Genomic DNA, 25,346 nt, shown 5'->3' with positions numbered 1-25,346 from the left:
CCTACGCCGCGGTGGGATCGTCGCCGATGATCTCACCGGGCAATTCGATCACGACCTTGCCGGCCTTGATATCGACCGTTGGCACCACCGCATTGGTGAACGGCAACAGCAGGGTCGCGCCCTCTAGCGGCGCGATCTCGATGATATCGCCGGCGCCGAAATTATGGATACCGACGACACGGCCGATCGCATCGCCCGCGGCATTGACCGCAGCGAGGCCGATCAGGTCGGCGTGGTAATATTCATCGTCTTCGGTGTCGGGCAGCGCATCGCGCGCCACAAAGAGCTCGACGCCATTGAGGCGCTCGGCGTCTTCGCGGGACGCGACGCCTTTCAGCGTCGCGACCAAATGGCCCTTGGCCTCGCGGACATCATCGACCTCGAAACTCCGCTTGCCGTCCTTGGTGGCAAGCGGACCGTAGTCGCACACGGCGAATGGATCTTCGGTGAAGGTCCACAGCCGGACCTGACCGCGCACACCATGCGGCGCGCCGATGCGCGCGACGCAGATTTGCGCGGAGGTCATTCCGCCTTACTTCTTAGCGGCGGCTTCAGCGTTGGCCTTGCGCTCCTTGCGCGGCACGGCCTTCTCGGGATTGTTGCGCGCTTCGCGCTTCTGAACGCCAGCGGCGTCGAGGAAGCGAGCCACGCGATCCGACGGCTGTGCGCCCTTGGCGATCCAGGCCTTGGTCTTGTCGAGGTCGAGCTTCAGGCGCAGCTCATTGTCCTTGGCGAGCAGCGGATTGAAGTAGCCAAGACGCTCGATGAAGCGGCCATCGCGCGGAAAACGCGAGTCGGCGACGACGACGTGATAGACGGGGCGCTTCTTGGTGCCTGCACGAGCGAGGCGGATGACGACGGACATGGGATTCTCCTAAGTATGTTCGATTTGAATGTGAGTTGAATGGGTCGCGTTATTTCTTTTTCCCGAGACCGGGAAAGCCGCCGAGTCCCGGCAGCGTCGGTTTGCCCAGGCCCGACAGGCCCGGGAAATCTTTCGGCAATGACGGCATGCCCTGCGGCAGACCGCCCGGCATCTTCTCGGCCATCGCCTTCATCTGTTCGGGTGACGGCATGCCGCCGCCACCGAAGCCCATGGCTTGCGCGATGCCGGCCATCGGGCCGCGCTTGCCGGAGCCCATGGCCTTCATCATGTCGGCCATGTTCCGGTGCATCTTCAGCACCTTGTTGACTTCCTCAACCTTGAGACCGGCGCCGGCAGCGATGCGCTTTTTACGGCTGGCCTTGAGGAGGTCGGGATTCTTGCGCTCCTGACGCGTCATTGAATCAATAACCGCGATCTGGCGCTTCACCACGCGGTCATCGAGACCGGCGGAGGCGATCTGGTTCTTCATCTTGGCGATGCCAGGCATCATGCCCATCAGGCCGGAGAGACCGCCCATATTGGTCATCTGGATCAGCTGCTCACGCATGTCGGTGAGATCGAACTGACCCTTGCGCATGCGCTCGGCGGTGCGCGCAGCTTTCTCGGCGTCGATATTCGCAGCGGCGCGCTCGACCAGCGAGACGACGTCGCCCATGCCGAGAATGCGGCCGGCGATGCGGCTCGGATGGAAGTCTTCCAGTGCATCGGTCTTTTCACCGGTGCCGATCAGTTTGATCGGCTTGCCGGTGACCGCACGCATCGAGAGTGCAGCACCGCCGCGGCCATCGCCGTCCACACGGGTCAGCGCGATACCGGTGAGGCCGACGCGTTCGTTGAAGGAGCGTGCAAGATTGACGGCGTCCTGACCGGTCAGCGCGTCCGCGACCAGCAGCACTTCGTGCGGGTTAGCAATCGCTTTGATCTCGATCGCTTCCGACATCATTTCTTCGTCGAGCGTCGTGCGGCCGGCGGTGTCGAGCAGAACCACGTCGTAGCCGCCGAGCTTCGCAGCGGACAGCGCGCGCTTGGCGATCTCAGCGGGCTTCTGGCCTTCGACGATCGGCAGCGTCTGGATGTCGAGATCGCGGCCGAGCACCGCGAGCTGTTCCATGGCGGCCGGACGATAGACGTCGAGCGAGGCCATCAGCACCTTGCGCTTGTCGCGCTGGGTGAGACGGCGGGCGAGCTTTGCAGTGGTGGTGGTTTTACCGGAACCCTGCAGACCGACCATCATGATGGCGACGGGTGGCACGGCTTGCAGATCGATGCCGCCTTCACCGTCGGCGCCGAGCGTGGCGACCAGCTCGTCATGGACGATCTTGACGACCATCTGGCCGGGGGTGACCGACTTGACGACGGTGGCGCCGATGGCCTGTTCACGGACACGATCAATGAAGCTGCGGACCACGTCGAGCGAGACGTCGGCCTCGAGCAGCGCCCGGCGGACTTCGCGCATGGCGGCATCGACATCAGCCTCCGACAGCGCACCGCGCCCGGTGAGCCGATCGAGAATTCCGCCAAGCCGTTCCGACAGACTGTCGAACATCGATTGTCGCTTCCGCTCGTGCCATCCCCATGATGGCAAATAACCAAACACTTTTGCGCCCGAGGGCGCATCGCGCTGTCGGGCGTTGACCTCCGGTCTCCAGGACCGGTCGGCGGGTCGAAAAGAGAACTTTTCGAGAAGTGGCGGGATTTACAGTGCTGGAGCCCGATAAGTCAAGGTTTGCAGGGCGATCGCCTGGTCAGGCGGCCGCGCTCCGGGTTCCGCCGGCATCATAGTGCTGCTGTGCCTCAAGCACCTGGCCCATATGGTTTTCAGCCCAGACCCGCAGCGCATCGACGGTATCCGACAGGGTTCGTCCGAGCGGAGTGATCGCATATTCGACCGTGACCGGCACGGTGGGGATCGCCTTGCGGCTCACCAGGCCATCGCGCTCCAGGCTTTTCAGGGTCTGCGACAGCATTTTCTGCGAGATTCCCTCGATCTGCCGCCGCAGCTGGTTGAAGCGAACGGGGCCGTCCGTGAGCAGGCCCAGCACCAGAACCGCCCATTTATCGGCGATCCGGTCCAGAACCAGCCGGGTTGGGCAGCTGCTCGCATAGACGTTGCCGGCTTTCCAGCGCTGGGCGGCGCTTTCGATATCGGTCTGCATGGCGGCGGTCTCCTCGGGGTAACCAGCTAACGCAAAAGTGCCTTCTTCACAGCTACTGCCGAAATGAATAGCAAGTTTCTATTGGTTACTACATGGAGATATCAAATGAAAATCGCCCTGATCGGCGCCACCGGCCGCGCCGGCTCGCAAATTGTCGCTGAACTGTCCCGCCGCGGTCATACCGTCACCGCCATCGCCCGCAACCCGGAGAAAGCCCCTGTTCTGGCCGGGGTGACGCCACTGAAGGCCGACGCCAACGATGCTGCCGGTCTCACTGCCGCCCTGAAGGGCCACGACGTCGCCGTCAGCGCGATCCATTTCCTCGTCAGCGACCCGCACAAGCTGATCGCGGCCGTGAAGGCGGCGGGCGTTCCGCGCTATTTGGTGGTCGGCGGCGCCGGCAGCCTCGAAGTCGCTCCCGGCCTGAAGCTGATCGAGACCCCGGGATTTCCGGCGGAATACCGGGCCGAGGCCGCGGTGGGCGGCCTGTTCCTCGACATCCTGCGCCACGACAAGGAGCTCAACTGGACCTTCCTGTCGCCCTCGGCCCTGTTCATCCCGGGCGAGCGCACCGGGACATTCCGGCTTGGCAGCGATCAACTGCTCGCCAACGACAAGGGCAGCAGCATTTCCTTTGAGGATTATGCCATCGCCATGGCCGACGAGATCGAGACGCCTGCGCATGCACGCAAGCGGTTCACCGTCGGCTACTGAGCGAACAAAGGATCGGCGCGGGTTGCGGAATCCACTGACAAATTCCATGTGATGCGGGCTGCGCCTCGTTGGGCGCAGCCCGTCGTCCCACCGGATTTGATCCAGCTCCATGATTCTCACCCGCCGCCGCCTTCTGACGTCGCTGGGCGGTCTCGCCGCAGCCACAGTGGGGCTGTCGGCCATCTGGGCTTCCCGTATGACCAATTATGACGGCCCCGTCTCCGATCACTTCGACGGCAAGATCTTTTTCGATCCCGATGGGGTGCCGCCCAGGTCGTTCGGTGAAGTGCTGCGCTGGCAATTCGGCGGCGGCCGCACCCGGGAGGTCTGGCCCGACTGGGTCGAGAACGAGTTTGCCGATACGCCGCCGGCGAAGGTCGAGGGCACAGGCGTTCGTTTTTGTTACGTCGGTCACGCCAGCTGGCTGATCCAGACAGCCGGGATCAACATCCTGTTCGACCCGGTGTGGTCGGATCGTGTATCGCCATTCCCGTTTGCCGGCCCGAAGCGCCACAACGCGCCGGGCATCGCCTTCGACAGGCTGCCGAAGATCGATGTCGTGCTGGTGTCGCACGGTCACTATGATCACCTCGATCTTCCGACGCTATCGAAGCTATCAGCCAAATTTGCACCGCGGGTGATCACACCACTCGGCAACGATGCCACCATGACCAGTGCCGACAGCACCATCAAGGCCGAGGCCTATGACTGGACAGATCGCGTCGAGCTTGGCGGCGGCCTCGCCGTGACGCTGGTGCCGACGCGGCACTGGACGGCACGCGGCCTGTTCGATCGCAACAAGTCGCTGTGGGCGAGCTTCGTGCTGGAGACGCCAGCCGGCAAGATCTACATCGTCGGCGACAGCGGCTATGGCGACGGCCTGCACTTCCGCCGCGTGCGCGAGGCCCATGGTGCTATCAGGCTCGCGATCCTGCCGATCGGCGCCTATGAGCCGCGCTGGTTCATGAAGGACCAGCACATGAATCCGGAAGATGCCGTGAAGGCGTTTGGTGACTGCGGCGCACAGCAGGCGCTGGCCAGCCATCACTCGACCTTCCAGCTCACCGATGAGGCGATCGACGGGCCGGTGAAAGGATTGGCCGCCGCATGCAGCGCGGCGGAATTGCCCAGCGAGAAATTTATGGCGCTGAAGCCGGGACAGGTGGTGGAGATTTAAGGAGAGCACGAACTCTCAGTCGTCATGCCCGACCAGTGCGAAGCCGCGCTTCGCGCTTTGCCCGGCCATGACCGAGTTTGTAGTTACTGCGCCGGCTTGATTTCCCAGCTCACGCTGACATTCACGCGCAGCACTTCCTCGCCTTGCGCCACCGGAGCCGATGCCACATCGGCGCCCATCTTGCGCAACATCATTGGCGCTGGCGCGCTGCCGGAGTCCTCGGAGATGCTGATCGGCGCGCCGAGCTTGACGCCGGCAGCCTTGGCGTAAATCTCTGCCTTGCGCCGCGCATCCGCAATCGCGTCGCTGCGCGCATCGTCGAGAAGTTGCGACGCCTTGGTCACCATGAAATTGATGCCGCCAACCTCATTGGCGCCCGACGACACCAGCGCGTCGATGGTGCCGGCGACCTTGGTCACGTCGCGTACGCGGATGGTGACGCGGTTGCTCGCACGATAACCCGAGATGACGTTGGGGCCAGGATTGGGATTGGGACGGGTCTGCTGCGCATATTGCGGAAACAGCGACAGCCGCGACGTCTGCATGTCCTTCTCGGCGATGCCCGCGCTCTTCAGGGCCGCCAACACCTTGGCCATCGCGGTATTGTTGGCCTCGGCGGCCTCGCGTGCCGTCTTGGCATCAGTCGTGACACCGCCATCGACGACAGCGAGATCCGGCGGCACCGAGACGGTGCCTTCGCCGGAGACGGAAATCACCGGCGGTGGATTGACCTGCGCGAGCGCAGGAGTGGCGATGAGCGCAATGCCGAAAACGGCCAGAGTCAGATGATTTTTCATGCCCGATCTCTCGCGACCGTCCAAGGCTTCTTTATGACCAGAGATTCCTTATCGCTGGCCTTCGCTTCTATTACTTCAGCGGCACATAGACATTGATGACGAGCTTGTCTTCCGCCGTCTTCAAGGGATCGGTCATGTATTCCTCGATGAAGGTGTCCTTCGCCTCCAACTTCTTGTCGTCGAGGTGATTGGTGATCGCCTCATAGGTGTTGTCCATATTGTCGTAGGAGCCGCGATGGACGAACTTCAGCGCCTTACCATCCGGTGACAGGCCCATCTTCATCGCCTTCGGCAGGTTCTTCACCTCCTGATCGACCGGGATTTCCGCGAGGAAGGTGAAGCCGGTGTCGTCGGTGGTCGTATAGACGATCATCGGATTGCCGGATGATTTGACGCCCTGTTTGTCGAGCACGGTCGTGATCTGCTTGAACGCATCCATCAGCGTATCGAAGGCCGAATCCCAATTGGCCTTGCCGACGAACGTCACCATCTGCTTCGGCGACAGCGTGATTTCCTCGCCGAACGGATCAGCAACCTGGACCTGAGGCGCGGGTGGCGTTGCAGGGGCCTGCGCCGCGGCGGGCGGCGTTGCCGGCGCGGCGGGGGCCGGCGTCTCCGGTGTGGCGGGAGCGGGTGTGGCGGGAGCCGTTGCCGCCGGAGCTGGTGTCGCCGGCGCGGGCGGGGTGGCCGGGGAGCTTGCCGCTGGCGGCGTGGCAGGCGGAGATTGTGCCCAGGCCGCGGCGTTCAGCGTCAGCGCGGCTGCCGGGATCAGCGCCGCAGTGGCGAGGCGGGACAGGCGAGAACGGGTCATTCGAAGGGTCTCCAGTGACATCCTGCGCGCAGCGTCCGGCAACATGCGCGATACGGCATCATGGTAACACGCAGCCGCGGCTTTCGTCCCCTCCCCAAATTGCGCAGGGCCATTCAAAACAGCCGACACAGAATCGCCGCACTGGCCAATCTGCCCGGCCTCGCCATATAAGGCTGAGATCAACGGGACCGAGCATGAGCGCACTGGCCAACCATTCCTTCGCCAAGATGAACGGCATCGGCAACGAGATCGTCGTGATCGACCTGCGCGATACGGCATCCGGTATCACGCCTGCCGACGCCCGCGCCGTTGCCACCCCCGAAGGCGTACCCTATGACCAGTTGATGGTGCTGCAGAAGCCCCGACTGGCCGGCACCGACGCCTTCGTCTCGATCTACAACAATGACGGCTCCGAGGCGGGCGCCTGCGGCAACGGCATGCGTTGCGTGGCGCGGCAGACTTTTGCCGGTGCCGGCCGCGACAGGACGGCGCTGACTTTCGAGACCAAGGCCGGCCTGATCAATTGCTGGCAAGGCCCCGCGCCTGACCTTTACACGGTGGACATGGGCACGCCGAAGTTCGGCTGGCAGGACATTCCGCTGGCCGAGGAATTCCGTGACACCCGCGGCATCGAGCTGCAGATCGGCCCGATCGACGCGCCAATCCTGCACACCCCGTCAGTGGTCTCGATGGGCAACCCTCATGCGATCTTCTGGGTGGACGACATCCAGGCCTATGACCTCGAGAAGTTCGGCCCGCTCTTAGAAAACCACCCGATTTTCCCGGACCGTGCCAATATCACGCTGGCTCATATCGTCGATCGCGATCACATCGTGATGCGTACCTGGGAGCGCGGCGCCGGCTTGACGAAGGCCTGCGGCTCCGCGGCTTGCGCAACCGCTGTTGCCGCCGCTCGCCTGCGTCGGACCAATCGCACTGTGCATATGACGCTGCCCGGCGGTGAACTCACCATCGAATGGCGCGAGAGCGACGACCACGTGCTGATGACGGGGCCGGCCGCGTTTGAATATGAAGGCACGTTCGATCCGAAGCTGTTCGCTTCGGTCGCCTGAAACAAGCTTCGCGTCCCCGGGCAATCGATCTGTTCGTGAGCTACGCATCCATCGCCCACATTGTTTTAGACAGACGCCCCTTTCATTCAACCAATGGTTGCGATATATTGATCCTACGCGCCATCGCAACGGTGCGCGATGGAGGTGGGGCATGCCGTCAGTCGTCCGCATCAATTTCGCAGACCACAGAAATGGCGAGCCCGGTGCGACGGCTGCATCGGCCATTGCGGGTGGCCTGCCGGTTTACGAACTGAAATTTTTCAATAACAGCGCTTCAACACAGACATTCGTCTGCTTTCAGTCCAGCCAGAACCCGCCTTCCGGGCTTGTCCCTGCCTGGTTCGTCATGCGGGTCAGTCCCAGGACAGAGCTGATCTTTTCGTGGCAGCCGACCCATGACTTCGTCTGGATGGAGAGCGGCAACCTCGCGCCGGGCATCACATTCGCTGCGGTCGAGGTCCTTCCCGCGACGCTGCCCGCCAGCAGCCTCGTGACATTGACCTATGACAGCGGGGCCTTTGGCTTCATCAACCAGCGGCAGGGGCAAAGCGACTCCCTGATGATCACATGCGACGGAACGATCCCGATGGACACGGCCAGCGTCGGCATTGGCATGGCCGGATCAGCAACCGAGGTGATGCAGGCCGCACCGAACATGACATTTACGTTCACGTCGACGGCGAGATACTGGATGACGCTCGCTGATGTCGTGCAGGGCGAAATCTTCGATCCGTCCAAGCTGGCGGTCGTCGTGCCATTGGTTTTCGAACCGAACATGTGTGCACTCACCGTCACGTTAAACCCCGATGGCACGGTGACAGTTCAGAACGGCGCTGCCGCGTGAGCGTGGCCTGTTATAGCGCGGGTGCTGCGCGCTATCCCGACGCGTTACTCCCCGTTCCAGCCGCACTCCTTCAGCCGCTCATGCAGATGCGGCGGGGCCGGCGCGACGACACGAATCGGGTCCTTGTTGCGCGAGATCGGGATCACGATCTCCCGCGCATGCAGATGCAGCGTTGGCTCGCCAAACCTTGGCCCATTGCCGTAGATATTGTCGCCGACGATCGGAAAACCTGACGATGCCGAGTGCACGCGGAGCTGATGCGTGCGACCCGTCACCGGCTCCAGCGCCAGCCAGCTCATGCCGCCGCCGCGGCCGAGTACGGTGAAGTTCGAGACGGCCTTGAGCCCCTCGGGATCCGGCTTCATCCACCAGCCCCGGTCGGCATTGAGCCGCCCGAGCGGCATGTCGATCACGCCCGAATCTTCGACAGGCCCGCCCTCGACCACCGCCCAATAGGTCTTCCGGATACGGCTGTGCTTGAACAGCAGGCCCAGCGACGCTGTCGCCTTGCGGTGCCGGCCGAGCACCAGGCAGCCCGAGGTGTCGCGATCCAGCCGATGTGCCAGAACGGGTGCACGCGGCAGGCCATAGCGCAGGAATTCGAACGATGTTTCAAGATTGGCGCCGCCCTTGGGGCCGCGATGCACCGGCAGGCCAGCCGGCTTGTCGATCACCAGCATCAGGCCGTCACGGTGCAGCACCCGCGCCAGAATCTCGGCCTCGGTCAGCTCCACCGCGTCGGTGCGGGGTTCCAGCCGGGGCTCGGCCTCCAAGCTTACGTCTTCGTCACTTTCACTGGTCATACTTTGAATCATGGCGCGAAACGGCTAACACACCCCCGACATGAGCGACACTCCCGAAACGCCAAAACTGAGCTGGTGGCGACGGCTCTCCGGCGGGTTGAAGCGCACCTCGAGCGCCCTTGGCACCGCGGTCGCCGACCTCGTGACCAAGCGCAAGCTCGACCGCGTCATGCTCGAGGACATCGAGGACGTGCTGCTGCGCGCCGATCTGGGTACCGAAGTGGCGGCGCGGATTTCCGCCGCCGTCGGCCATGGCCGCTATGACAAGGCGATCTCCGCCGACGAGGTCAAAACCGTTGTGGCCACCGAAGTCGAGAAAGTGCTCTCGGCGGTCGCCAAGCCGTTGGTGATCGATACTTCGCACAAGCCGTTCGTGATCCTCGTGGTCGGCGTCAACGGTTCCGGCAAGACCACCACCATCGGCAAACTGGCGTCCACCTTCTCCGCCGAAGGCCGCAAGGTGATGCTCGCCGCCGGCGATACGTTTCGCGCGGCAGCCATCGAGCAGCTCAAGGTCTGGGGCGAGCGCAACAAGGTGCCGGTCATCGCCGGCGCGCAGGGTTCGGATTCCGCGAGCCTCGCCTTCACCGCCGTCACCGCGGCCCGCGACGACAAACGCGACGTGCTGCTGATCGACACCGCCGGCCGCCTGCAGAACAAGACCGAACTCATGGTCGAGCTCGAAAAGGTCGTGCGCGTGATCAAGAAGGTCGATGCCACAGCGCCGCATGCGGTGCTGCTGGTCCTCGATGCCACAGTGGGACAAAACGCGCTGTCGCAAGTCGAAGCGTTTCATCGTACGGCTGGCGTCACCGGCCTTGTGATGACCAAGCTCGATGGCACCGCGCGCGGCGGCATCCTCGTGGCCCTGTCGGAGAAATACAAATTGCCGGTGCATTTCATCGGCGTCGGCGAAGGCATCGATGATCTCGCGCCTTTCACCGCCAAGGATTTCGCGCAGGCGATTGCAGGGATTGAAAGCTGACATGACTGACGTGATCGACAAGAAGCAGCCGCACCCGCTATTCAAGCTCGCCACCGAGCTCGGCCCGCTGATCGTGTTCTTCGTCGCCAATGCGAAATTCAACCTGTTCGTCGCCACCGGCGCCTTCATGGTGGCGATCGTCGCGGCGATGATCGCGTCTTACGTCGTGGTCAAGCATGTGCCGATCATGGCGCTTGTCACAGCCGTTATCGTGCTGGTGTTCGGCACGCTGACGCTGGTGCTGCATGACGAGACCTTCATCAAGGTCAAGCCCACTATCATCTATGGCCTGTTCGCTGCGATCCTCGGCGGCGGCCTGTTGTTCGGCCGCTCCTTCATCGCCATCATGTTCGACCAGATGTTCAATCTCACACACGAAGGCTGGCGCGCGCTAACGAAGCGCTGGGCGCTGTTCTTCTTCGGCATGGCGCTTCTGAACGAAGCGATCTGGCGCACCCAGAGCACGGATTTCTGGGTAGCCTTCAAGGCGTTCGGCGTCATCCCGCTGACCATGGTCTTCGCGGTGGCGCAGATGCCGCTGATCAAGCGCTACGGCATCGAGCCGGCTACGCTCGCGGAGAGCGCGGCGGACGAAGGCGATCTGAGGAAGTAGAAGCGGCTCTTACTTAACCTCGCCCCGCTTGCGGGGAGAGGTCGGATTGCGAGCGCAGCGAGTAATCCGGGTGAGGGGGAGCCAGTGTTTCACTCGTTAGCTCCCCCTCACCCGTCGCGGACTTCGTCCGCGCCACCCTCTCCCCGCAAGCGGGGAGAAGGAAAACATCACACCGCCAGCGTGCCGGCCTTTGCCGCCGCATAGCGCTCGCCGACCTTGGTCCAGTTGACCGTATTCCACCACGCCTTGAGATAATCAGCGCGACGGTTCTGGTAGGTCAGATAATAAGCATGCTCCCAGACGTCGTTGCCCATCAGCGCGCGCTTGCCGTCCATGATCGGATTGTCCTGATTCGGACGCGTCTCGATCGACAGCTTGCCGTCCTTGTCGACGATCACGAACACCCAGCCAGAACCGAACTGACGGCCGCCGGCGGCGTTGAAATCGGTCTGGAATTTCTCGAGGCCGCCGAGGTCGCGATCGATCGCCGCGAGCACATCGCCTTCCGGCTTGCCGCCATTCGGGCCCATGATCTGCCAGAACATGGTGTGGTTGGCATGGCCGCCGAGATTGTTGCGCACGCCGGTGCGGATCGCGTCAGGCACGCTGTTGAGATTGCCGAGCACCTCGACCAGCGGCTTCTCGCCGATCACCGGGGTATCCTTGGCAAAATTGTTCATGTTGGCAACGTAGGCGGCGTGATGCCTGTCGTGATGGATCTCCATCGTTTTGGCATCGATATGCGGTTCAAACGCCGTGACCGGATAGGTCAGCGGCGGCAGGATGAATGGCGCATTGCCGGCAGTAGGGGTGGCCGGCGCAGCCGCCTGGGCGAAAGCAAGACGGGGCGCGACGACCGCGGCAGCGATGCCGGTCGCAGCGAGCATGAGATGGCGTCGGGACATCGATGACATGGGGCTTCTCCCTTGAATATGAACTGCTACGTCTGGCAAATACGCACCGCATCTCTGGCAGTTTCGTGTGCGGGCATTGTGACGCAGCGCGACATAGCACATCACAGGTCTGAAATACCGTCTCACATGGGGCGAATCATGATCCACCGGGCCGGACGCTGCGTTGGCCGTCGCGGTGCTTCAGGAGATAATGCAGGCCGACCAGGGCCGCAGCCATTCCCGAGATCGCGCCGATGGCTAGCGCCCAGCGCGGACCGAATCGATCAGCGGCCCAGCCGACAATCGGCGCACCGATCGGCGTACCACCAAGTGCAATGGCTAGCAGGATCGCCATCACGCGACCACGCATGGCCGGCTCGGTCGAGAGCTGCACCAGGCTGCTTGTCGAGGTGGTCACGGTTTGAGCTGCAATACCGATCACGATCAGCGTAAGACCGAACAACCAGTAATTCGGCATGGCGGCGGCGAGGGCGAAGCCCGCGCTGAACACAGCGGCCCCGACGATCAGAAGACTGATGCGCGGCCTGTCGCGCCGCGCTGCCAGCAGCGAACCGATCACCGACCCGATCGCCATGACCGATGTCAGGACGCCATATTGACCGGCGCCGGCATGAAATGCCGTGACCGACATGGTCGAGATGAAAATCGGAAAGTTCAAACCGAAGGTGCCGATCAGGAACAGCATCAGCAAGATGGCTTTCAGGTCCGGCCGTTTCCAGACATAGCGAAAGCCTTCGACCAGACTGCCGCGGCCACCTGCAGAACGCTGCGCCGGATACATCTCATCGGCGCGCAGAAGCATGAGGGAGCCAAGCACCGCCATGAACGAGACCGCATTGAGAATGAACACCCATCCGGAGCCGACATGGGCAATCAAGAGGCCAGCAACCGCCGGACCGATCATCCGCGCCGCGTTGAACGAGGTCGAGTTGAGCGCGACGGCATTCGACAGATCGGCCTCGATGACCAGTTCGGAGACGAAGGTCTGCCGTGCCGGAAAATCGAAGGCCGCAACACAGCCGAGCAGGAACGCGAACACATAGACATGCCAGAGCTGCACGTGACCGCTGAGGAGAAGGAGTCCCAGCCCAAGCGCCAGCAGCCCCATCGCCACCTGCGTCGCGATCAGCAGCTTGCGGCGATCCAGATGATCGGCGGCATAGCCCGTGAATGGCAACAGCAGAAGCATCGGCCCGAACTGCAGCGCCATCACGATGCCGACCGCGGTGGCGTTGTTGTCGGTGAGTTGCGTGAGCACTACCCAGTCCTGCGTGGTACGCTGCATCCACGAGCCGATATTCGACACCAGCGCACCACCTGCCCAGACGCGATAGTTGAAACCGCGCAGCGAGCGGAACGTACCGGTGGCCGATATACTCATGAACCGAGCGGTGTGTTGCCGCCGTGAAGGCGCCCGAACAGCCGCGCCGTAAAGATCGCCATTAGCAGAGCGCCAAGACCGAAAGCGGTGACATCGATCGTGGAATGCAGATCGAAATCGCCGACGCGGACGACTAGGAGATAGCCGATCACCAGGTTGACGAAGCCCCAGATCACGTTGACCGTCGAGGACGACAGTCCCTTGCCCGGCGGCTTCGCGAACGGACTTTGAAACGGCCGGCCGGATACGCCGCTCACGAGGTGCGGGATCACATTGATGAGGAAAGCGCCACCGAAGAACCAGGCGAGATAATGAAGCCAAAGCATCTCACGCACTCCGTTTGTCGAGCAGGTTGATGACGTCCTGCGTGGTGCCGGTCTCACCGAGACGGGGGAAGACGTTGGCGATGCTGCAATCATGCGCTTCGGCGCGCATATCCGTCATCGCATCGACGGCGAGCGTGACGTTGAAGCCCGCTTCATAGGCTTGGCGCGCAGTGGCTTCGACACCGGTTCCCGTCGCAACACCGGCGATGACGACTTGCGTGACACCGCGCGACTTCAGTTGCTGTTGGAGATCGGTTGTGGCGAACGCGCCCCAGCTGTGCTTGGTCACGGTGATATCGCGGGGTTGCTGATCTAGTTCAGGGATGAGATCGGTCCAGTCCTCGGCAAGCGGCACCGATCGGCGCAGCTGTTCGGTGCGGCCCGGCGCACCGCCGGCCACGTTGACGAGCACGACCGGCAATTCGCGGACGCGAAACGCGTCGAGCAGCACACGTGTCTGCTTCACGACGTCCCCGATCGGATGCACCGTCGGCAGCGCGACGATGCCTTGCTGCAGATCGACGACAATAAGTGCGGTGTTCGGATCGAGCATGGTGAGGGCCATGGAGCTCTCCTTTGAATGCGACGGCGCGATCAGGCGTCGACGATGCGCTTGAGCAACCCGATGCTGCCGGCGAGCTGATCCTGCTCCACGGCGGTCAGGGTTTTCTGGATGGCGTGGAACAGCCAGTCCTCGCGGGCGGCGCGACCGACACGGATCCATTCCTTACAGGCGGGGGTGAGCGCCCAAATGGTCTGGCGACCGTCATTCGGATCGGGGGTGCCGCTGACCAGCCCGGTGGTCTCCAGCGCTGCCACCGTGGCGCCCATGGATTGCGGCCGCACGCCCTCGGCGCGAGCGAGGTGGGTCACCGTCGCCGGGCCGTCGCGATCCAGCCGGCTCAGCACCGACACCTGGGACATCGTCAGGTCGCCGATGCCGGCCTTTTCACGCAATCTGCGCTTCACCTGACCGATCAGGTCGCGAATCTCGGTCGCCAATGCCAGTGCCTGGGCATCTTCGGGGTTGTCGTGATGGTCCGTCATGACCTCGGATTACAGGATATGAAGGAAAACTACAAAGGAAAGCTTCATATCTGTCGATCACATCGTCGTGTCGTTTCAAACCTCGCAGTGATGGGGGCAGGTGTCTTGCCGCTAAACAAAAAGGGCGGCCTATCGGCCGCCCTTTCGTACTTCGCAATGTCGCGAAAATTACTCCGCTGCAGTCGCGCCTTCGGCAGCCTTCTGCTTGGCTTCGAGATCTTCACCGGTCTCCTGATCGACAGCCTTCATCGACAAACGCGTCTTGCCGCGATCGTCGAAGCCGAGCAGCTTGACCTTGACCTTGTCGCCTTCCTTGACGACGTCGGAGGTCTTCTGCACGCGGCCGCCGGCGAGCTGGCTGATGTGAACCAGACCGTCCTTGGCGCCGAAGAAGTTCACGAATGCACCGAACTCCATGACCTTGACCACGGTGCCTTCATAGATCGCGTTGAGCTCCGGATCCGAAGCGATCGACTTGATCCACTTGATCGCAGCCTTGATCGACTCACCATCCGACGAAGCCACCTTCACGGTGCCGTCGTCTTCGATATTGACCTTGGCGCCGGTCTTTTCGACGATCTCACGGATCACCTTGCCGCCGGTGCCGATCACTTCACGGATCTTGTCGGTGGCGATCTTGAAGGTCTCGATGCGCGGCGCGTATTCGCCGAGCTCGGCACGGGCGTTGTTGAGCGCCTTCGACATCTCACCGAGAATGTGAATGCGGCCTTCCTTGGCCTGGCCCAGAGCGACCTTCATGATCTCTTCGGTGATACCGGCGATCTTGATGTCCATCTGCAGCGAGGTGATGCCGGTATCGGTACCAGCCACCTTGAAGTCCATGTCGCCGAGGTGATCTTCATCACCCAGGATGTCCGACAGAACCGCGTAGCGTGCGCCTTCGAGAATCAGGCCCATGGCGATACCCGCCGTCGGACGCTTCATCGGAACGCCCGCATCCATCAGCGCCAGCGAAGCACCGCAAACCGATGCCATCGACGACGAACCGTTGGACTCGGTGATCTCCGACACCACGCGCACGGTGTACGGGAATTCGTGGTGACCCGGCAGAACCGGATGGATTGCGCGCCAGGCGAGCTTGCCGTGGCCGATTTCGCGACGCTTGGTGCCGCCCATACGACCGGTCTCGCCGACCGAGTAGGGAGGGAAGTTGTAGTGCAGCAGGAACGTCTCTTTGTACGTTCCCGACAGCGAGTCGATGTACTGCTCGTCTTCACCGGTGCCAAGCGTGGTCACGACCAGCGCCTGGGTTTCACCGCGGGTGAACAGCGCCGAACCGTGGGCGCGCGGCAGCACGCCAACTTCGGCGACGATCGGACGAACCGTCGTCAGGTCGCGGCCGTCGATGCGCTTCTTGGTGTCGAGGATGTTCCAGCGAACGATCTTCGATTCCAGTTCCTTGAACACGCCGGCGATGCGGAGCTTGTCGTATTTCGGCTCCTGACCTTCCGGGAAGTAGTGCGCCATCGCCTTCGCCTTGACGGCACCGACGGCGGCGTAGCGGTCCTGCTTCACAGGGATCGCGTAAGCAGCGCGCAGCTCGGTTTCGACGAGACCGAGCATTTCCTTCTCGATTTCGCTGTCATCGATGGTCTTGACCTCGCGCGGCTCCTTTGCGGCCTTCTCGGCGAGCTCGATGATCGCCTTGATGACCGGCTGGAAGTGGCGGTGACCGAACATCACGGCGCCGAGCATCACGTCTTCGTTGAGCTCCTTGGCTTCCGATTCCACCATCAGCACGGCATCGCCGGTGCCAGCGACGACGAGGTCGAGATTGGTGTCGGCCATTTCGTCGAGGGTCGGGTTGAGCACGTATTCATCATTGATGAAGCCGACGCGGGCTGCACCGATCGGGCCCTGGAACGGGGCGCCGGAAATCGTCAGGGCAGCCGAAGTGGCGACCAGCGCGAGAATGTCCGGATCGTTTTCCATGTCGTGCGACAGCACGGTGACGACGATCTGGGTTTCGTTGCGCCAGCCATCGACAAACAGCGGGCGGATCGGGCGATCGATCAGGCGGGAGACCAGCGTCTCCTTCTCGGTCGGACGACCTTCGCGCTTGAAGTAGCCGCCGGGAATGCGGCCGGCTGCGTAGGTCTTCTCGATGTAATCGACGGTCAGCGGCAGGAAGTCGATGCCATCCTTGGCAGTCTTCGCGGCGACGACGGTGGCGATAACGACGGTCTCGCCATAGGTGGCGATGACGGCGCCGTCAGCCTGACGGGCAACCTTGCCGGTTTCCAGCTTGAGCGGACGACCGCCCCAATCGATCTCGACGGAGTGAACATTAAACATCTTAGGTTTCTTTCATGGGTTCACGGAGGACGTGACGGCCAAAAACACTGAAGTCCAAAACACAAAAGCCATGCGCAAGACGGCAAGAAGCTGTTCGCGATGTCGCGAAATCAGCGTCCGGCGATCCTGCCATGGCTCTGGTATTCTGAATGGCGTCCATCCTTCCGATGGTCGCGGGGATCTTTGGAGGATCGCGCCGCGCGACGGGCACCTTGCCCGTCATCGTCCAGTTGCCGGATTGCTTCTGAACGTTATCGCGAAAGCCGCACATGGCTTCCGCTACAAAAAACGCGCGCAAAGGGTTTTTGCGCGCGTGATTTCGCTTAGCGGCGAATGTTGTGCTTCTCGAGCAGCGCCTTGTAGCGCGCCTCGTCCTTGCGCTTGATGTAGTCAAGCAGCGAACGACGCGTGGAGACGAGCTTCAAAAGACCACGGCGGGAATGGTTGTCCTTGGTGTGGGTCTTGAAGTGTCCGGTCAGGTTGGCAATGCGCTCGGAGAGGATCGCAACCTGGACTTCCGGCGAACCAGTGTCGCCGGTCTTGTTGGCATTGGTCTTGATGACTTCCGCTTTGCGTTCTGCGGTAATCGACATCGTCAGTTACTTTCTTTGCGGGCCGAACTGGCGGTCAGTCCGGTCAGGTTAAACACGCGCTTGGGGATGAGTTCGCCGTTGCCAACTTCAGCGAGGGCCAATAATCGCCCTGCCACGGTGACATAAACTGTGCCGCTACAATCGGGCGCATCCCGTCCGCGCAACAAAACGGCCTGGCCCCGATGGAGCCTTGCCGCATCCGCCCGTGTGACGGCCAGTGCCGGGATGTCGTCCAGCGCGGTCTCAACGGGCAGTAGCGCGTCGGCGAGGCTACCCTCGCCAGACGCGGCTCTATCGCACAAAGCCTCCAACTGTTCCAGCGGAATCATGTCGGCTTCGGCGAAAGGTCCGACCAGGGTACGCCGGAGCGCACTGATATGGCCGTAGCAGCCGAGTAAACGGCCGATATCGCGGGCCAGCGCGCGCACATAAGTGCCCTTGCCGCATTCGGCCTCGAACACGGCATGGTCGCTATCTGGCTGTTCTGTCAGGACTAATTCGTGAATGACAACCGGTCGGGGAACCAGCGGCACCACCTCACCGTCGCGGGCAAGATCATAGGCGCGTTCGCCCTGAATCTTGATCGCCGAGTATTGCGGCGGGGTCTGTTCGATATTGCCGGTAAATTGCGGCAGCAGCGCCCGGATCTGGTCGGCCGTTGGCCTATTCGGGCTGGTGAAGGTCGCGCGGCCCTCAGTGTCGTCGGTATCGCGCTCCTCGCCCCAGGCGACCGTGAAGCGATAGCGCTTGCGGCCGTCCATCACGAACGGAACCGTCTTGGTGGCTTCGCCGAGCGCGATCGGCAGACCGCCGGACGCCAACGGATCAAGGGTACCGGCATGGCCGGCGCGCTTGGCCTGGAACAGGCGCTTGGCGATCGCGACGGCCTGGGTCGAGGTCATGCCGATCGGCTTGTCGAGGATCACCCAGCCATGAACGTCGCGCTTGTCGCGCCGGACCTGGCCCTGCTGACGCTGCTTGCCGCCCTGATGGCGGGGATCGTTATTGCCGCGATGGCCCTGATGCTGACGCTGGTCATTGCTGCCGCGGTCACCTTGCTGACCGTGGTCGCCGTGCTGCACGGCCGGAGACAGGGTGGGCTCGCCATTGCCCGCTTCATCGAGGCGTGAATCGAGGGCGGCGGCTGGGGTCGTCACAGTCATTCGTTTTCGTCCGAGTCTGGTTTGAGGTCGCGCGCAACGGCAGGCGTGCGCAAAAGTTTGTCGATGCGTTCGGCTTCGTCGAAGCGCTCATCGATGCGGAAGCGGAGATCGGGGGCGTATTTGAGGTTCACGCGATACGCGACCTCGGTTCGCAGGAAGCTCTTGTTCGCCGCGAGCGCCTTCAGCACCGGTTCGGTGTTCTGGCCGCCGAGCGGCATCACATAGACGGTGGCGAGCTTGAGATCGGGCGACATCTTCACCTCGGGCACGGTGATGATGGTGGTCTGCAGAACGGGATCGTGGACCCCACCCTGCGACAGGATATCGGCAATCGCGTGGCGCATCAGCTCGCCAACGCGCAATTGACGCTGCGAGCCGCCCGGCGCGGCAGATTTTTGGTGATGCTTGGGCATCGGTTTCCCTACGAAAACAAAATTCGTCATGGCCGGGTTTGTCCCGGCCATCCACGACTGCTCTTTTGAAATTCAAAGACGTGGATGCCCGGCCATCTAGCGAAGCTAGCTTCGCGCAGGCCGGGCATGACGTCTCGTTTAAATCCGGTCTCTCTGTAAGATTTGGACTTACAGGGAGCGCTGGATGGTCTCTACGCGGTAACACTCGATCACGTCGCCGGCGCGCATGTCGCCGTAGTTCTCGAACGCCATGCCGCATTCCTGGCCTGACGCCACTTCCTTCACTTCGTCCTTGAAGCGCTTCAGTGTCGACAGCTTGCCTTCGTGCACCACGACGTTGTCGCGGATCAGGCGCACATTCGCGCCGCGCTCCACGGTTCCGTCGGTGACGCGGCAACCCGCAACCTTGCCGACCTTCGAGATGTTGAACACTTCGAGGATCTGCGCATTGCCCAGCATGGTTTCGCGCAGTGTGGGCGCGAGCAGACCGGACATGGCTTTCTTCACGTCATCCACGAGATCGTAGATGATGTTGTAGTAGCGGATTTCGATGCCGTTGCGCTTGGCAGCAGCAGCGGCTTCCTTGTTGGCACGAACCGAGAAGCCGATGATGGCGGCGTTGAAGCCTTCCGCCAGCGTGACGTCCGATTCTGAAATGCCGCCGACGCCCGCATGCAGGATGCGCGCAGCGACTTCATCGGTGCCGAGCTTCTCAAGCGAGCCGAGAATCGCTTCAAGCGAACCCTGCACGTCGGCCTTGATGATCAGCGGGAAGTCCTTGCGACCCGAGGTCTTCAGCTGGCTCATCATCTGCTCGAGCGAGCCGCGCATGCCATTGGTGGAGGCCGCGGACTTCTCACGCTTCTGATGCGCACGGTAGCCGGTGATTTCACGGGCGCGGGCTTCGTTCTCGACCACGGCCATACGATCGCCGGCTTCCGGCGGACCGTTGAAACCGAGCACTTCCACCGGCACCGACGGACCTGCCGCGGTCAGCGTCTCACCCTGATCGGAGATCAGCGCGCGGACACGGCCCATTTCGGCACCGGCCACGATAATGTCGCCAACCTTCAGGGTGCCGCGCTGAACCAGCACGGTCGCCACCGGACCACGACCACGATCGAGCTTGGCTTCGATCACGGTACCTTCCGCCGGACGCTCCGAATTGGTCTTCAGGTCGAGAATATCGGCCTGCAGCGCGATCATTTCCAGGAGCTTGTCGAGGTTGGTCTTGTTCTTCGCCGACACTTCGACGTCGACCACGTCGCCGCCGAAGGATTCGACCTGCACGTCATGCTGCAGCAATTCGGTGCGCACGCGCTCCGCCTTGGCGTCGGGCTTGTCGATCTTGTTGATCGCCACGATCATCGGCACGCCGGCTGCCTTGGCGTGGTTGATGGCTTCGATGGTCTGCGGCATGACGCCGTCATCGGCCGCCACCACAAGGATGACGATATCCGTGACCTTGGCGCCGCGGGCACGCATCGCGGTGAACGCAGCGTGGCCTGGCGTATCGATGAAGGTGATCTTCTTGCCGCTCTCGGGCGACGTGACCTGATAAGCGCCGATATGCTGCGTGATGCCGCCGGCTTCGCCGGACACCACATTGGCATGACGCAACGCATCGAGCAGCGAGGTCTTGCCGTGATCGACGTGGCCCATGACGGTCACGACCGGCGAACGCGGCTCGGTATCGGTGGAATCGTCGACCTTGTCGAACAGACCTTCTTCAACGTCCGATTCGGCAACGCGCTTGACGGTGTGGCCCATTTCCTCGGCCACCAGCTGCGCGGTGTCGGCGTCGATGACGTCGTTGATCTTGTGGATCGCGCCCTGCTTCATGAGCAGACGGATCACGTCCACGGCGCGCTCGGCCATACGGTTGGCGAGCTCCTGAATCGTGATCGCTTCCGGGATCGTGACTTCGCGAACCAGCTTTTCCTTCGGCTCGTTCGACTGATGACCCTTCAGACGCTGGGTGCGGCGACGGAACGAGGCGATCGAACGCTCGCGGACGTCGCCGGCCGACAGCGCGGTGACCACGGTGAGACGGCCGCGCTCCTTCTGCGGACCGGGCTTGGCAGTGGGCTTCGGCGCGATCACGGGGCGCGCGGCGCCGCCGGGACCACGGCGAATGACGCGTGGACCTTCATCCTCGTCGGTGCCGTCGGCAGCGACGCCGGGCGCACGCGCAGGCGTAGTTGAGGTGGCGCCGGGACGGGCCGTCGTCGTGGCCGGCTTGGCGGCCTTCGCATCGGCTTCAGCCTGACGGCGCTTGGCCTCGACTTCGGCGCGGCGCTTGGTTTCTTCTTCCTGGCGGTGACGCTCTTCCTCGGCCTTGCGACGGGCTTCGGCAGCTTCACGCTCTTCCTGTTCCTTGAATTCCTTGGTGTTGCGGCGAGCTGCCTCGATCTCGGCGAGGCGACGCTCTTCCTGCTCGCGCACGCGGGCATCGGCCAGCGCGCTGGCGCGGGCATTGCGCTCTTCTTCGGTCAGGGTGCGGAGCACGACGCCCGAACCTGAACGGGCCGGAGGCTGCGGGCGCTGCGGCGCGCGCGACGGCGGCGCTGCGGGAGGCGGAGCGGAGCTGCGTCCTGCGGGAGAAGGGGCAGCAGTGCGGGAAGCCGGTGCGGCCGGCGCAGGCGCAGCAGCGCGCGCAACCGGCGCCGCGGGCGCAGCAGTTGCAGCGGGAGCAGCCGGCGCAGCAGCAACGGGAGCTGGTGCAGCAGTCTCGACAGGTGCGGGAGCAGCAGTTGCTGGTGCGGCGACAGGCGCAGCCGCGGGCGCATCGCCGGGCATACGGCGCTTGCCGCGCTTCTCGACCACCACCTGCTTGGTGCGGCCATGGCTGAAGCTCTGGCGCACAGTGCCCTGCTCGACGCGCGGCTTGAGCGTCAAGGTCTTGCTGGGAACGCTCAGAGTCTTGTCACCAGGCGTTTTCGTATCAACCATTCAGCAGTCCTAATCTTGTTGCGTTGTGCGCGGTCGCACAGTCGTCGAAGTTTCGATCAGCGAGATCGTTGGCGTCAGCGGCTCCGTCTCCGGCGCAGCAGTTGTCAGCGAAGCTTTGGCGCTTGCGTTGATGTCGTCGTCAGCCAGCCGGTATTGGACCAGAGTCTGGCTGCGCGACAGGAACGTTTTGCCCGCCGGGCCCGTAAGCACGGCAGCATGTATCACATTTGACCGCCCCAATGCCAAATCCAATTCATCGGAGCTTAAAACCGTAATGATCGGCAGTTTCGGCGCGTCGTCGCCGGATTCCGCGTCAAATTCCACGCGTTGCCGGGCAACGCTGTCCAGTTTACGGATTCCGTCGGGGGCGCCGTTGGAGGCGTGGAGAAGAACACCGACCGTTCCGCGGCGCAGGGCGTCTTCGACCTTGGTGAAGCCGGAAACCACCAGACCGGCCTTGGCAGTTATGGCCAGCGCCTCGATGACGCCGCGCACCATGAGCTTGTCGGTGTCGTCGGCCAGGGTCGGCGACGCCTTGACCGCTTTCTTGAAGCCCTTGGCAAAAAGATTGCGCTTCGCCGCCTCGGTCACCGCCTTGCGGGAGGCCGTGACCCAGAGGCCGCGGCCGGGAAGCTTGCGCTTCAGATCCGGGATCGCCTCGCCCGTGGGCGCGACGACGAACCGGATCAGTTCATCGATCGGGCGCACGCTCCGCGTAACCACGCACATCCGCATCGTCCCGGGCTTGGTGCTCCGGGGGCCGTTGTCCAGATCTGCTTGGTCAGCAATGGCGAGCATGCGCGTGGCATTGTCCTTACGCTTCTTCGGTGGCGTCGAGCGGCGCACCCTTGTCGAGATCGGCCTGGGTGATCCAGCCGGCCACGACGCGGGCCTGCATAATCAGATGCTCGGCGTCTTCACGCGAAATTTCGCTGGCATCGAGAATGCCCGGGTGCTTGGTCGGCTCGGAGCCTTCCTTGCGTTCAGTCCAGCCCACCAGATCGTCAGTGGCGCAGCCGGCAAGATCCTCGACGGTCTTGATGTCGTTTTCGCCGAACTTGACCATCATCTTGAGGGTCACGCCCGGAACGTCCTTCAAAGCGTCTTCCACACCCAGTTCCTTACGTTTGCCTTCGAGTTCAGCTTCGAGCTGCTCGAGGTATTCACGTGCACGGCTCTGCAATTCGGCCGCTGTTTCGTCGTCGAAGCCCTCGATGCCCGACAGTTCCTTGGCATCGACCATCGAAAGTTCTTCCACCGAGGTGAAACCTTCCGACGCGAGCAGCTGACCGACGACTTCGTCGACGTTCAGCGCTTCCATGAAGACGCGCGTGGAATTTTCGAAATCGGCCTGGCGACGTTCGGATTCTTCCTGCTCGGTCAGGATGTCGATATCCCAGCCGGTCAGCTGCGAAGCCAGGCGCACATTCTGGCCGCGACGACCGATCGCAAGGGATAGCTGGTTATTCGTGTCGGGAACGACAACCTCGATGCGCTCACGATCTTCATCGATCACGACTTTCGAGACTTCCGCCGGCGCCAGCGCGTTCACCACGAAAGTGGCGATATCCGGCGACCATGGAATGATGTCGATCTTCTCGCCCTGCAGCTCGTTGACCACGGCCTGCACGCGGGAACCACGCATACCGACGCAGGCGCCGACCGGATCCACCGACGAGTCGCGCGAGATCACGCCAATTTTCGCACGCGAACCGGGATCGCGGGCCACGGCCTTGATTTCAACGATACCGTCATAGATTTCAGGCACTTCCTGCGCGAACAACTTGGCCATGAACTGCGGATGGGTGCGCGACAGGAAGATCTGCGGACCACGGGTCTCGCGGCGCACGTCGAACACATAGGCGCGAACGCGGTCGCCGTTGCGGAACACTTCGCGCGGCAGCATCTCGTCGCGGCGCACGATGGCTTCGCTGCGGCCGAGATCGACGATCACCGAACCGTATTCGACGCGCTTGACGATGCCGTTGACGATCTCGCCGATGCGATCCTTGAATTCCTGGTACTGCCGGTCACGCTCGGCTTCGCGCACCTTCTGCACGATGACCTGCTTGGCGGACTGCGCGGCGATACGGCCGTATTCCAGTGGCGGCAGCGTGTCGGCGATGGTGTCGCCGATCTGCGCACCCGGATTGGCGCGCTGCGCGTCAAACAGCGAGGTCTGGAAAGACGAATTCTCGACGTCCTCTACCACCAGCATGTGGCGGGTCAGAGAGAGCTGGCCGGTCTTGGGATGAATCTCGGCATGCACATCGGTCTCGGAACCGTAACGCGCGCGGGCCGCTTTCGCGATCGCCTCTTCCATCGCCTGGATGACGATGTTGCGGTCGATCGATTTTTCGCGCGCGACGGCGTCGGCGATCTGCAGCAGTTCGAGTTTATTGGCGCTGACAGCGGCCATAGCTCATTCTCCTTCGATGGGATCGATTTCGCCTCGGCGCGCACGGTCGGCGGCCAGACGATGTTCTTTGGTATTCTTCGGCAAAGGCTTCTTGGTAGCTTTCGCGACCTTGAGTTTCGGCTTCGGCGCAAAGCTCTTTTTCGGATCGCTGCGCTTGGCATGCGGTGCCGGCGGCGGCGCGAGACCGAGCTCCCGCTTGAGATCAAGCTCGGCGTGCTTGCCGCGGCGCATCGACTCGGCGATCAGCTCGTCGGTCAACACCAGGCTGGCATTGGAGATATCTTCCAGCGGCAACCGCGTGATGGGGTCTTCGCCGTCGCGGGCGCCTTCGCGGTCGATCAGGACGACGTCGCCTTCGATAGCCCCGAGCCGACCACGGAAGCGTTTGCGGCCGCCGACGGCGACAGCCATCTCGATCTTAACCAGATAGCCATGATAGCGCTCGAAATCGGAGCGTCGGACCAGCGGGCGATCGATGCCCGGCGACGAAATTTCGAGGCGATAGGCGCGCTGGATCGGATCGGCGACATCCATCACCGGCGATAGCGCGTGTGAGATCGCCTCGCAGTCCTCGACCAGCATGGTGCCATCCGGCCGCTCCGCCATGATCTGCACGGTGCAGCCGAGCTCGCCGGAAATTTTGATCCGCACCAGCCGGTAACCGAGGTTTTCGAGCACGGGCGTGGCGACTGCCGATACCCGCGCCGCAGCACCCGGCTCGATCACCAGGCGCGGCTCGGAAAGCAGCTCGGTATCAACGGTTTCTGGGTTTTGGTCGGTCATGTCCAGGATCGAAGTATTCCGGTTGGAGGATGTCTGAATGCGCGTGCAGCCTGCAGAAGTGTATCGCGTCGGGCTTTCGGCCCTTTTGGACCCTGCGAGCCCCGCCGGATTATGGCCAAGGTCCGTTCAGGTAATAAAAAAGAGCGGGTCCCGAGGGGCCCACTCTCAAACGCGATCGTA

Annotated in this window: 27 protein-coding genes; 6 read left to right on the top strand and 21 right to left on the bottom strand. The window is 62.8% G+C overall.

Annotation, left to right across the window (positions count from 1 at the left end; all coding sequences use genetic code 11):
- Window position 1: 1 nt before the first annotated feature.
- The 4 genes from rimM to CHC01_RS22220 form a co-directional block, all read right to left on the bottom strand.
- Entirely contained in the window at window positions 2-526 is a 525-nt protein-coding gene (gene rimM / locus CHC01_RS22235) for a ribosome maturation factor RimM (RefSeq protein ID WP_089266467.1), read from the bottom strand.
- A 6-nt stretch (window positions 527-532) separates the two neighbouring features.
- Complete coding sequence (rpsP, locus tag CHC01_RS22230) at window positions 533-865, bottom strand: 30S ribosomal protein S16 (RefSeq protein ID WP_089266465.1); 333 nt, start codon at window positions 863-865, stop codon at window positions 533-535.
- 49 nt (window positions 866-914) lie between these two features.
- On the bottom strand, window positions 915-2,432 hold the full coding sequence (gene ffh, locus CHC01_RS22225; RefSeq protein WP_089266463.1) for a signal recognition particle protein: 1,518 nt from the start codon (window positions 2,430-2,432) through the stop codon (window positions 915-917).
- A 199-nt stretch (window positions 2,433-2,631) separates the two neighbouring features.
- Complete coding sequence (locus CHC01_RS22220) at window positions 2,632-3,042, bottom strand: winged helix-turn-helix transcriptional regulator (RefSeq protein ID WP_089266461.1); 411 nt, start codon at window positions 3,040-3,042, stop codon at window positions 2,632-2,634.
- A gap of 105 nt (window positions 3,043-3,147) precedes the next feature.
- Between CHC01_RS22220 and CHC01_RS22215 the strand changes: the two genes are divergently transcribed.
- Both CHC01_RS22215 and CHC01_RS22210 read left to right on the top strand, forming a co-directional pair.
- Window positions 3,148-3,756 (top strand): NAD(P)-dependent oxidoreductase, encoded by a 609-nt coding sequence (locus CHC01_RS22215; RefSeq protein WP_089266459.1) that lies wholly within the window; start codon window positions 3,148-3,150, stop codon window positions 3,754-3,756.
- Window positions 3,757-3,865: 109 nt separating this feature from the next.
- A complete protein-coding gene (locus CHC01_RS22210; protein ID WP_176454682.1) occupies window positions 3,866-4,933 on the top strand; it encodes an MBL fold metallo-hydrolase in 1,068 nt (355 codons plus the stop codon).
- An 83-nt stretch (window positions 4,934-5,016) separates the two neighbouring features.
- Here the strand turns inward: CHC01_RS22210 and CHC01_RS22205 are convergent, their stop codons facing one another.
- Together CHC01_RS22205 and CHC01_RS22200 are read right to left on the bottom strand one after the other, a co-directional pair.
- Window positions 5,017-5,730 (bottom strand): SIMPL domain-containing protein, encoded by a 714-nt coding sequence (locus CHC01_RS22205; protein ID WP_089266458.1) that lies wholly within the window; start codon window positions 5,728-5,730, stop codon window positions 5,017-5,019.
- Between the two features lie 70 nt (window positions 5,731-5,800).
- On the bottom strand, window positions 5,801-6,541 hold the full coding sequence (locus CHC01_RS22200) for a GyrI-like domain-containing protein (RefSeq protein WP_089266456.1): 741 nt from the start codon (window positions 6,539-6,541) through the stop codon (window positions 5,801-5,803).
- 194 nt (window positions 6,542-6,735) lie between these two features.
- Between CHC01_RS22200 and dapF the strand changes: the two genes are divergently transcribed.
- Window positions 6,736-7,614, top strand: a complete 879-nt coding sequence (dapF, locus tag CHC01_RS22195) for a diaminopimelate epimerase (RefSeq protein ID WP_089266454.1) — start codon at window positions 6,736-6,738, stop codon at window positions 7,612-7,614.
- 151 nt (window positions 7,615-7,765) lie between these two features.
- On the top strand, window positions 7,766-8,458 hold the full coding sequence (locus CHC01_RS22190) for a RhiA family protein (protein ID WP_089266453.1): 693 nt from the start codon (window positions 7,766-7,768) through the stop codon (window positions 8,456-8,458).
- A 44-nt stretch (window positions 8,459-8,502) separates the two neighbouring features.
- On the opposite strand, the gene CHC01_RS22185 is transcribed toward CHC01_RS22190, so the two are convergent.
- Window positions 8,503-9,138: an RluA family pseudouridine synthase gene (locus CHC01_RS22185; protein ID WP_244558501.1), complete on the bottom strand. Its 636-nt coding sequence runs from the start codon at window positions 9,136-9,138 to the stop codon at window positions 8,503-8,505.
- A 163-nt stretch (window positions 9,139-9,301) separates the two neighbouring features.
- Here CHC01_RS22185 and ftsY point away from each other — a divergent pair, with 163 nt between their 5' ends.
- Together ftsY and CHC01_RS22175 are read left to right on the top strand one after the other, a co-directional pair.
- Window positions 9,302-10,246, top strand: a complete 945-nt coding sequence (gene ftsY, locus CHC01_RS22180) for a signal recognition particle-docking protein FtsY (RefSeq protein WP_089266452.1) — start codon at window positions 9,302-9,304, stop codon at window positions 10,244-10,246.
- 13 nt (window positions 10,247-10,259) lie between these two features.
- Window positions 10,260-10,859 (top strand): septation protein A, encoded by a 600-nt coding sequence (locus tag CHC01_RS22175; RefSeq protein WP_089266891.1) that lies wholly within the window; start codon window positions 10,260-10,262, stop codon window positions 10,857-10,859.
- A 167-nt stretch (window positions 10,860-11,026) separates the two neighbouring features.
- On the opposite strand, the gene CHC01_RS22170 is transcribed toward CHC01_RS22175, so the two are convergent.
- The 14 genes from CHC01_RS22170 to rimP all read right to left on the bottom strand — a co-directional run bounded on the left by CHC01_RS22170 (window position 11,027) and on the right by rimP (window position 25,166).
- Window positions 11,027-11,773 carry a superoxide dismutase gene (locus CHC01_RS22170; protein WP_089266451.1) on the bottom strand — a complete coding sequence of 249 codons (747 nt, stop codon included), beginning with the start codon at window positions 11,771-11,773 and terminating at the stop codon, window positions 11,027-11,029.
- A 136-nt stretch (window positions 11,774-11,909) separates the two neighbouring features.
- On the bottom strand, window positions 11,910-13,154 hold the full coding sequence (locus CHC01_RS22165) for an MFS transporter (RefSeq protein WP_089266449.1): 1,245 nt from the start codon (window positions 13,152-13,154) through the stop codon (window positions 11,910-11,912).
- Entirely contained in the window at window positions 13,151-13,480 is a 330-nt protein-coding gene (locus CHC01_RS22160) for a hypothetical protein (RefSeq protein WP_089266447.1), read from the bottom strand. The genes CHC01_RS22165 and CHC01_RS22160 overlap by 4 nt, the downstream gene beginning before the upstream one ends.
- A 1-nt stretch (window position 13,481) precedes the next feature.
- Window positions 13,482-14,045, bottom strand: coding sequence for an isochorismatase family protein (locus CHC01_RS22155; protein ID WP_089266445.1), 564 nt, complete (start codon window positions 14,043-14,045; stop codon window positions 13,482-13,484).
- A 29-nt stretch (window positions 14,046-14,074) separates the two neighbouring features.
- Window positions 14,075-14,527 carry a MarR family winged helix-turn-helix transcriptional regulator gene (locus tag CHC01_RS22150; protein ID WP_089266443.1) on the bottom strand — a complete coding sequence of 151 codons (453 nt, stop codon included), beginning with the start codon at window positions 14,525-14,527 and terminating at the stop codon, window positions 14,075-14,077.
- A gap of 168 nt (window positions 14,528-14,695) precedes the next feature.
- A complete protein-coding gene (pnp, locus tag CHC01_RS22145) occupies window positions 14,696-16,843 on the bottom strand; it encodes a polyribonucleotide nucleotidyltransferase (RefSeq protein ID WP_089266441.1) in 2,148 nt (715 codons plus the stop codon).
- A 1-nt stretch (window position 16,844) separates the two neighbouring features.
- Complete coding sequence (locus CHC01_RS32880) at window positions 16,845-17,141, bottom strand: hypothetical protein (RefSeq protein WP_068734147.1); 297 nt, start codon at window positions 17,139-17,141, stop codon at window positions 16,845-16,847.
- Window positions 17,142-17,166: 25 nt separating this feature from the next.
- Window positions 17,167-17,436 carry a 30S ribosomal protein S15 gene (gene rpsO, locus CHC01_RS22135; protein WP_068734145.1) on the bottom strand — a complete coding sequence of 90 codons (270 nt, stop codon included), beginning with the start codon at window positions 17,434-17,436 and terminating at the stop codon, window positions 17,167-17,169.
- A gap of 2 nt (window positions 17,437-17,438) precedes the next feature.
- Entirely contained in the window at window positions 17,439-18,599 is a 1,161-nt protein-coding gene (gene truB / locus CHC01_RS22130) for a tRNA pseudouridine(55) synthase TruB (RefSeq protein ID WP_089266439.1), read from the bottom strand.
- On the bottom strand, window positions 18,596-19,012 hold the full coding sequence (gene rbfA, locus CHC01_RS22125; protein ID WP_068734171.1) for a 30S ribosome-binding factor RbfA: 417 nt from the start codon (window positions 19,010-19,012) through the stop codon (window positions 18,596-18,598). The genes truB and rbfA overlap by 4 nt, the downstream gene beginning before the upstream one ends.
- 168 nt (window positions 19,013-19,180) lie before the next feature.
- Window positions 19,181-21,964, bottom strand: a complete 2,784-nt coding sequence (gene infB / locus CHC01_RS22120) for a translation initiation factor IF-2 (protein WP_089266436.1) — start codon at window positions 21,962-21,964, stop codon at window positions 19,181-19,183.
- Window positions 21,965-21,973: 9 nt separating this feature from the next.
- Window positions 21,974-22,762, bottom strand: coding sequence for an RNA-binding protein (locus CHC01_RS22115; RefSeq protein ID WP_089266890.1), 789 nt, complete (start codon window positions 22,760-22,762; stop codon window positions 21,974-21,976).
- A 16-nt stretch (window positions 22,763-22,778) separates the two neighbouring features.
- Entirely contained in the window at window positions 22,779-24,383 is a 1,605-nt protein-coding gene (nusA, locus tag CHC01_RS22110; RefSeq protein WP_068734140.1) for a transcription termination factor NusA, read from the bottom strand.
- Window positions 24,384-24,386: 3 nt separating this feature from the next.
- Complete coding sequence (gene rimP, locus CHC01_RS22105) at window positions 24,387-25,166, bottom strand: ribosome maturation factor RimP (RefSeq protein ID WP_089266435.1); 780 nt, start codon at window positions 25,164-25,166, stop codon at window positions 24,387-24,389.
- Window positions 25,167-25,346 lie beyond the last annotated feature (180 nt).

It is taken from the genome of Tardiphaga sp. OK246 (assembly GCF_900188215.1).
Classification (GTDB): Bacteria; Pseudomonadota; Alphaproteobacteria; order Rhizobiales; family Xanthobacteraceae; genus Tardiphaga; species Tardiphaga robiniae.
Note: the sequence above shows the minus strand (reverse complement) of the source record. Positions and strands in the feature narration are given on the sequence as shown.

Excerpts from the sequence above, each read along its gene's own strand:
- rimM (WP_089266467.1), bottom strand. The coding sequence starts at position 526 with ATGACCTCCGCGCAAATCTGCGTCGCGCGCATCGGCGCGCCGCATGGT.
- rpsP (WP_089266465.1), bottom strand. The coding sequence starts at position 865 with ATGTCCGTCGTCATCCGCCTCGCTCGTGCAGGCACCAAGAAGCGCCCC.
- ffh (WP_089266463.1), bottom strand. The coding sequence starts at position 2,432 with ATGTTCGACAGTCTGTCGGAACGGCTTGGCGGAATTCTCGATCGGCTC.
- CHC01_RS22220 (WP_089266461.1), bottom strand. The coding sequence starts at position 3,042 with ATGCAGACCGATATCGAAAGCGCCGCCCAGCGCTGGAAAGCCGGCAAC.
- CHC01_RS22215 (WP_089266459.1), top strand. The coding sequence starts at position 3,148 with ATGAAAATCGCCCTGATCGGCGCCACCGGCCGCGCCGGCTCGCAAATT.
- CHC01_RS22210 (WP_176454682.1), top strand. The coding sequence starts at position 3,866 with ATGATTCTCACCCGCCGCCGCCTTCTGACGTCGCTGGGCGGTCTCGCC.
- CHC01_RS22205 (WP_089266458.1), bottom strand. The coding sequence starts at position 5,730 with ATGAAAAATCATCTGACTCTGGCCGTTTTCGGCATTGCGCTCATCGCC.
- CHC01_RS22200 (WP_089266456.1), bottom strand. The coding sequence starts at position 6,541 with ATGACCCGTTCTCGCCTGTCCCGCCTCGCCACTGCGGCGCTGATCCCG.
- dapF (WP_089266454.1), top strand. The coding sequence starts at position 6,736 with ATGAGCGCACTGGCCAACCATTCCTTCGCCAAGATGAACGGCATCGGC.
- CHC01_RS22190 (WP_089266453.1), top strand. The coding sequence starts at position 7,766 with ATGCCGTCAGTCGTCCGCATCAATTTCGCAGACCACAGAAATGGCGAG.
- CHC01_RS22185 (WP_244558501.1), bottom strand. The coding sequence starts at position 9,138 with ATGCTGGTGATCGACAAGCCGGCTGGCCTGCCGGTGCATCGCGGCCCC.
- ftsY (WP_089266452.1), top strand. The coding sequence starts at position 9,302 with ATGAGCGACACTCCCGAAACGCCAAAACTGAGCTGGTGGCGACGGCTC.
- CHC01_RS22170 (WP_089266451.1), bottom strand. The coding sequence starts at position 11,773 with ATGTCATCGATGTCCCGACGCCATCTCATGCTCGCTGCGACCGGCATC.
- CHC01_RS22165 (WP_089266449.1), bottom strand. The coding sequence starts at position 13,154 with ATGAGTATATCGGCCACCGGTACGTTCCGCTCGCTGCGCGGTTTCAAC.
- CHC01_RS22160 (WP_089266447.1), bottom strand. The coding sequence starts at position 13,480 with ATGCTTTGGCTTCATTATCTCGCCTGGTTCTTCGGTGGCGCTTTCCTC.
- CHC01_RS22155 (WP_089266445.1), bottom strand. The coding sequence starts at position 14,045 with ATGGCCCTCACCATGCTCGATCCGAACACCGCACTTATTGTCGTCGAT.
- CHC01_RS22150 (WP_089266443.1), bottom strand. The coding sequence starts at position 14,527 with ATGACGGACCATCACGACAACCCCGAAGATGCCCAGGCACTGGCATTG.
- pnp (WP_089266441.1), bottom strand. The coding sequence starts at position 16,843 with ATGTTTAATGTTCACTCCGTCGAGATCGATTGGGGCGGTCGTCCGCTC.
- rpsO (WP_068734145.1), bottom strand. The coding sequence starts at position 17,436 with ATGTCGATTACCGCAGAACGCAAAGCGGAAGTCATCAAGACCAATGCC.
- truB (WP_089266439.1), bottom strand. The coding sequence starts at position 18,599 with ATGACTGTGACGACCCCAGCCGCCGCCCTCGATTCACGCCTCGATGAA.
- rbfA (WP_068734171.1), bottom strand. The coding sequence starts at position 19,012 with ATGCCCAAGCATCACCAAAAATCTGCCGCGCCGGGCGGCTCGCAGCGT.
- infB (WP_089266436.1), bottom strand. The coding sequence starts at position 21,964 with ATGGTTGATACGAAAACGCCTGGTGACAAGACTCTGAGCGTTCCCAGC.
- CHC01_RS22115 (WP_089266890.1), bottom strand. The coding sequence starts at position 22,762 with ATGCTCGCCATTGCTGACCAAGCAGATCTGGACAACGGCCCCCGGAGC.
- nusA (WP_068734140.1), bottom strand. The coding sequence starts at position 24,383 with ATGGCCGCTGTCAGCGCCAATAAACTCGAACTGCTGCAGATCGCCGAC.
- rimP (WP_089266435.1), bottom strand. The coding sequence starts at position 25,166 with ATGACCGACCAAAACCCAGAAACCGTTGATACCGAGCTGCTTTCCGAG.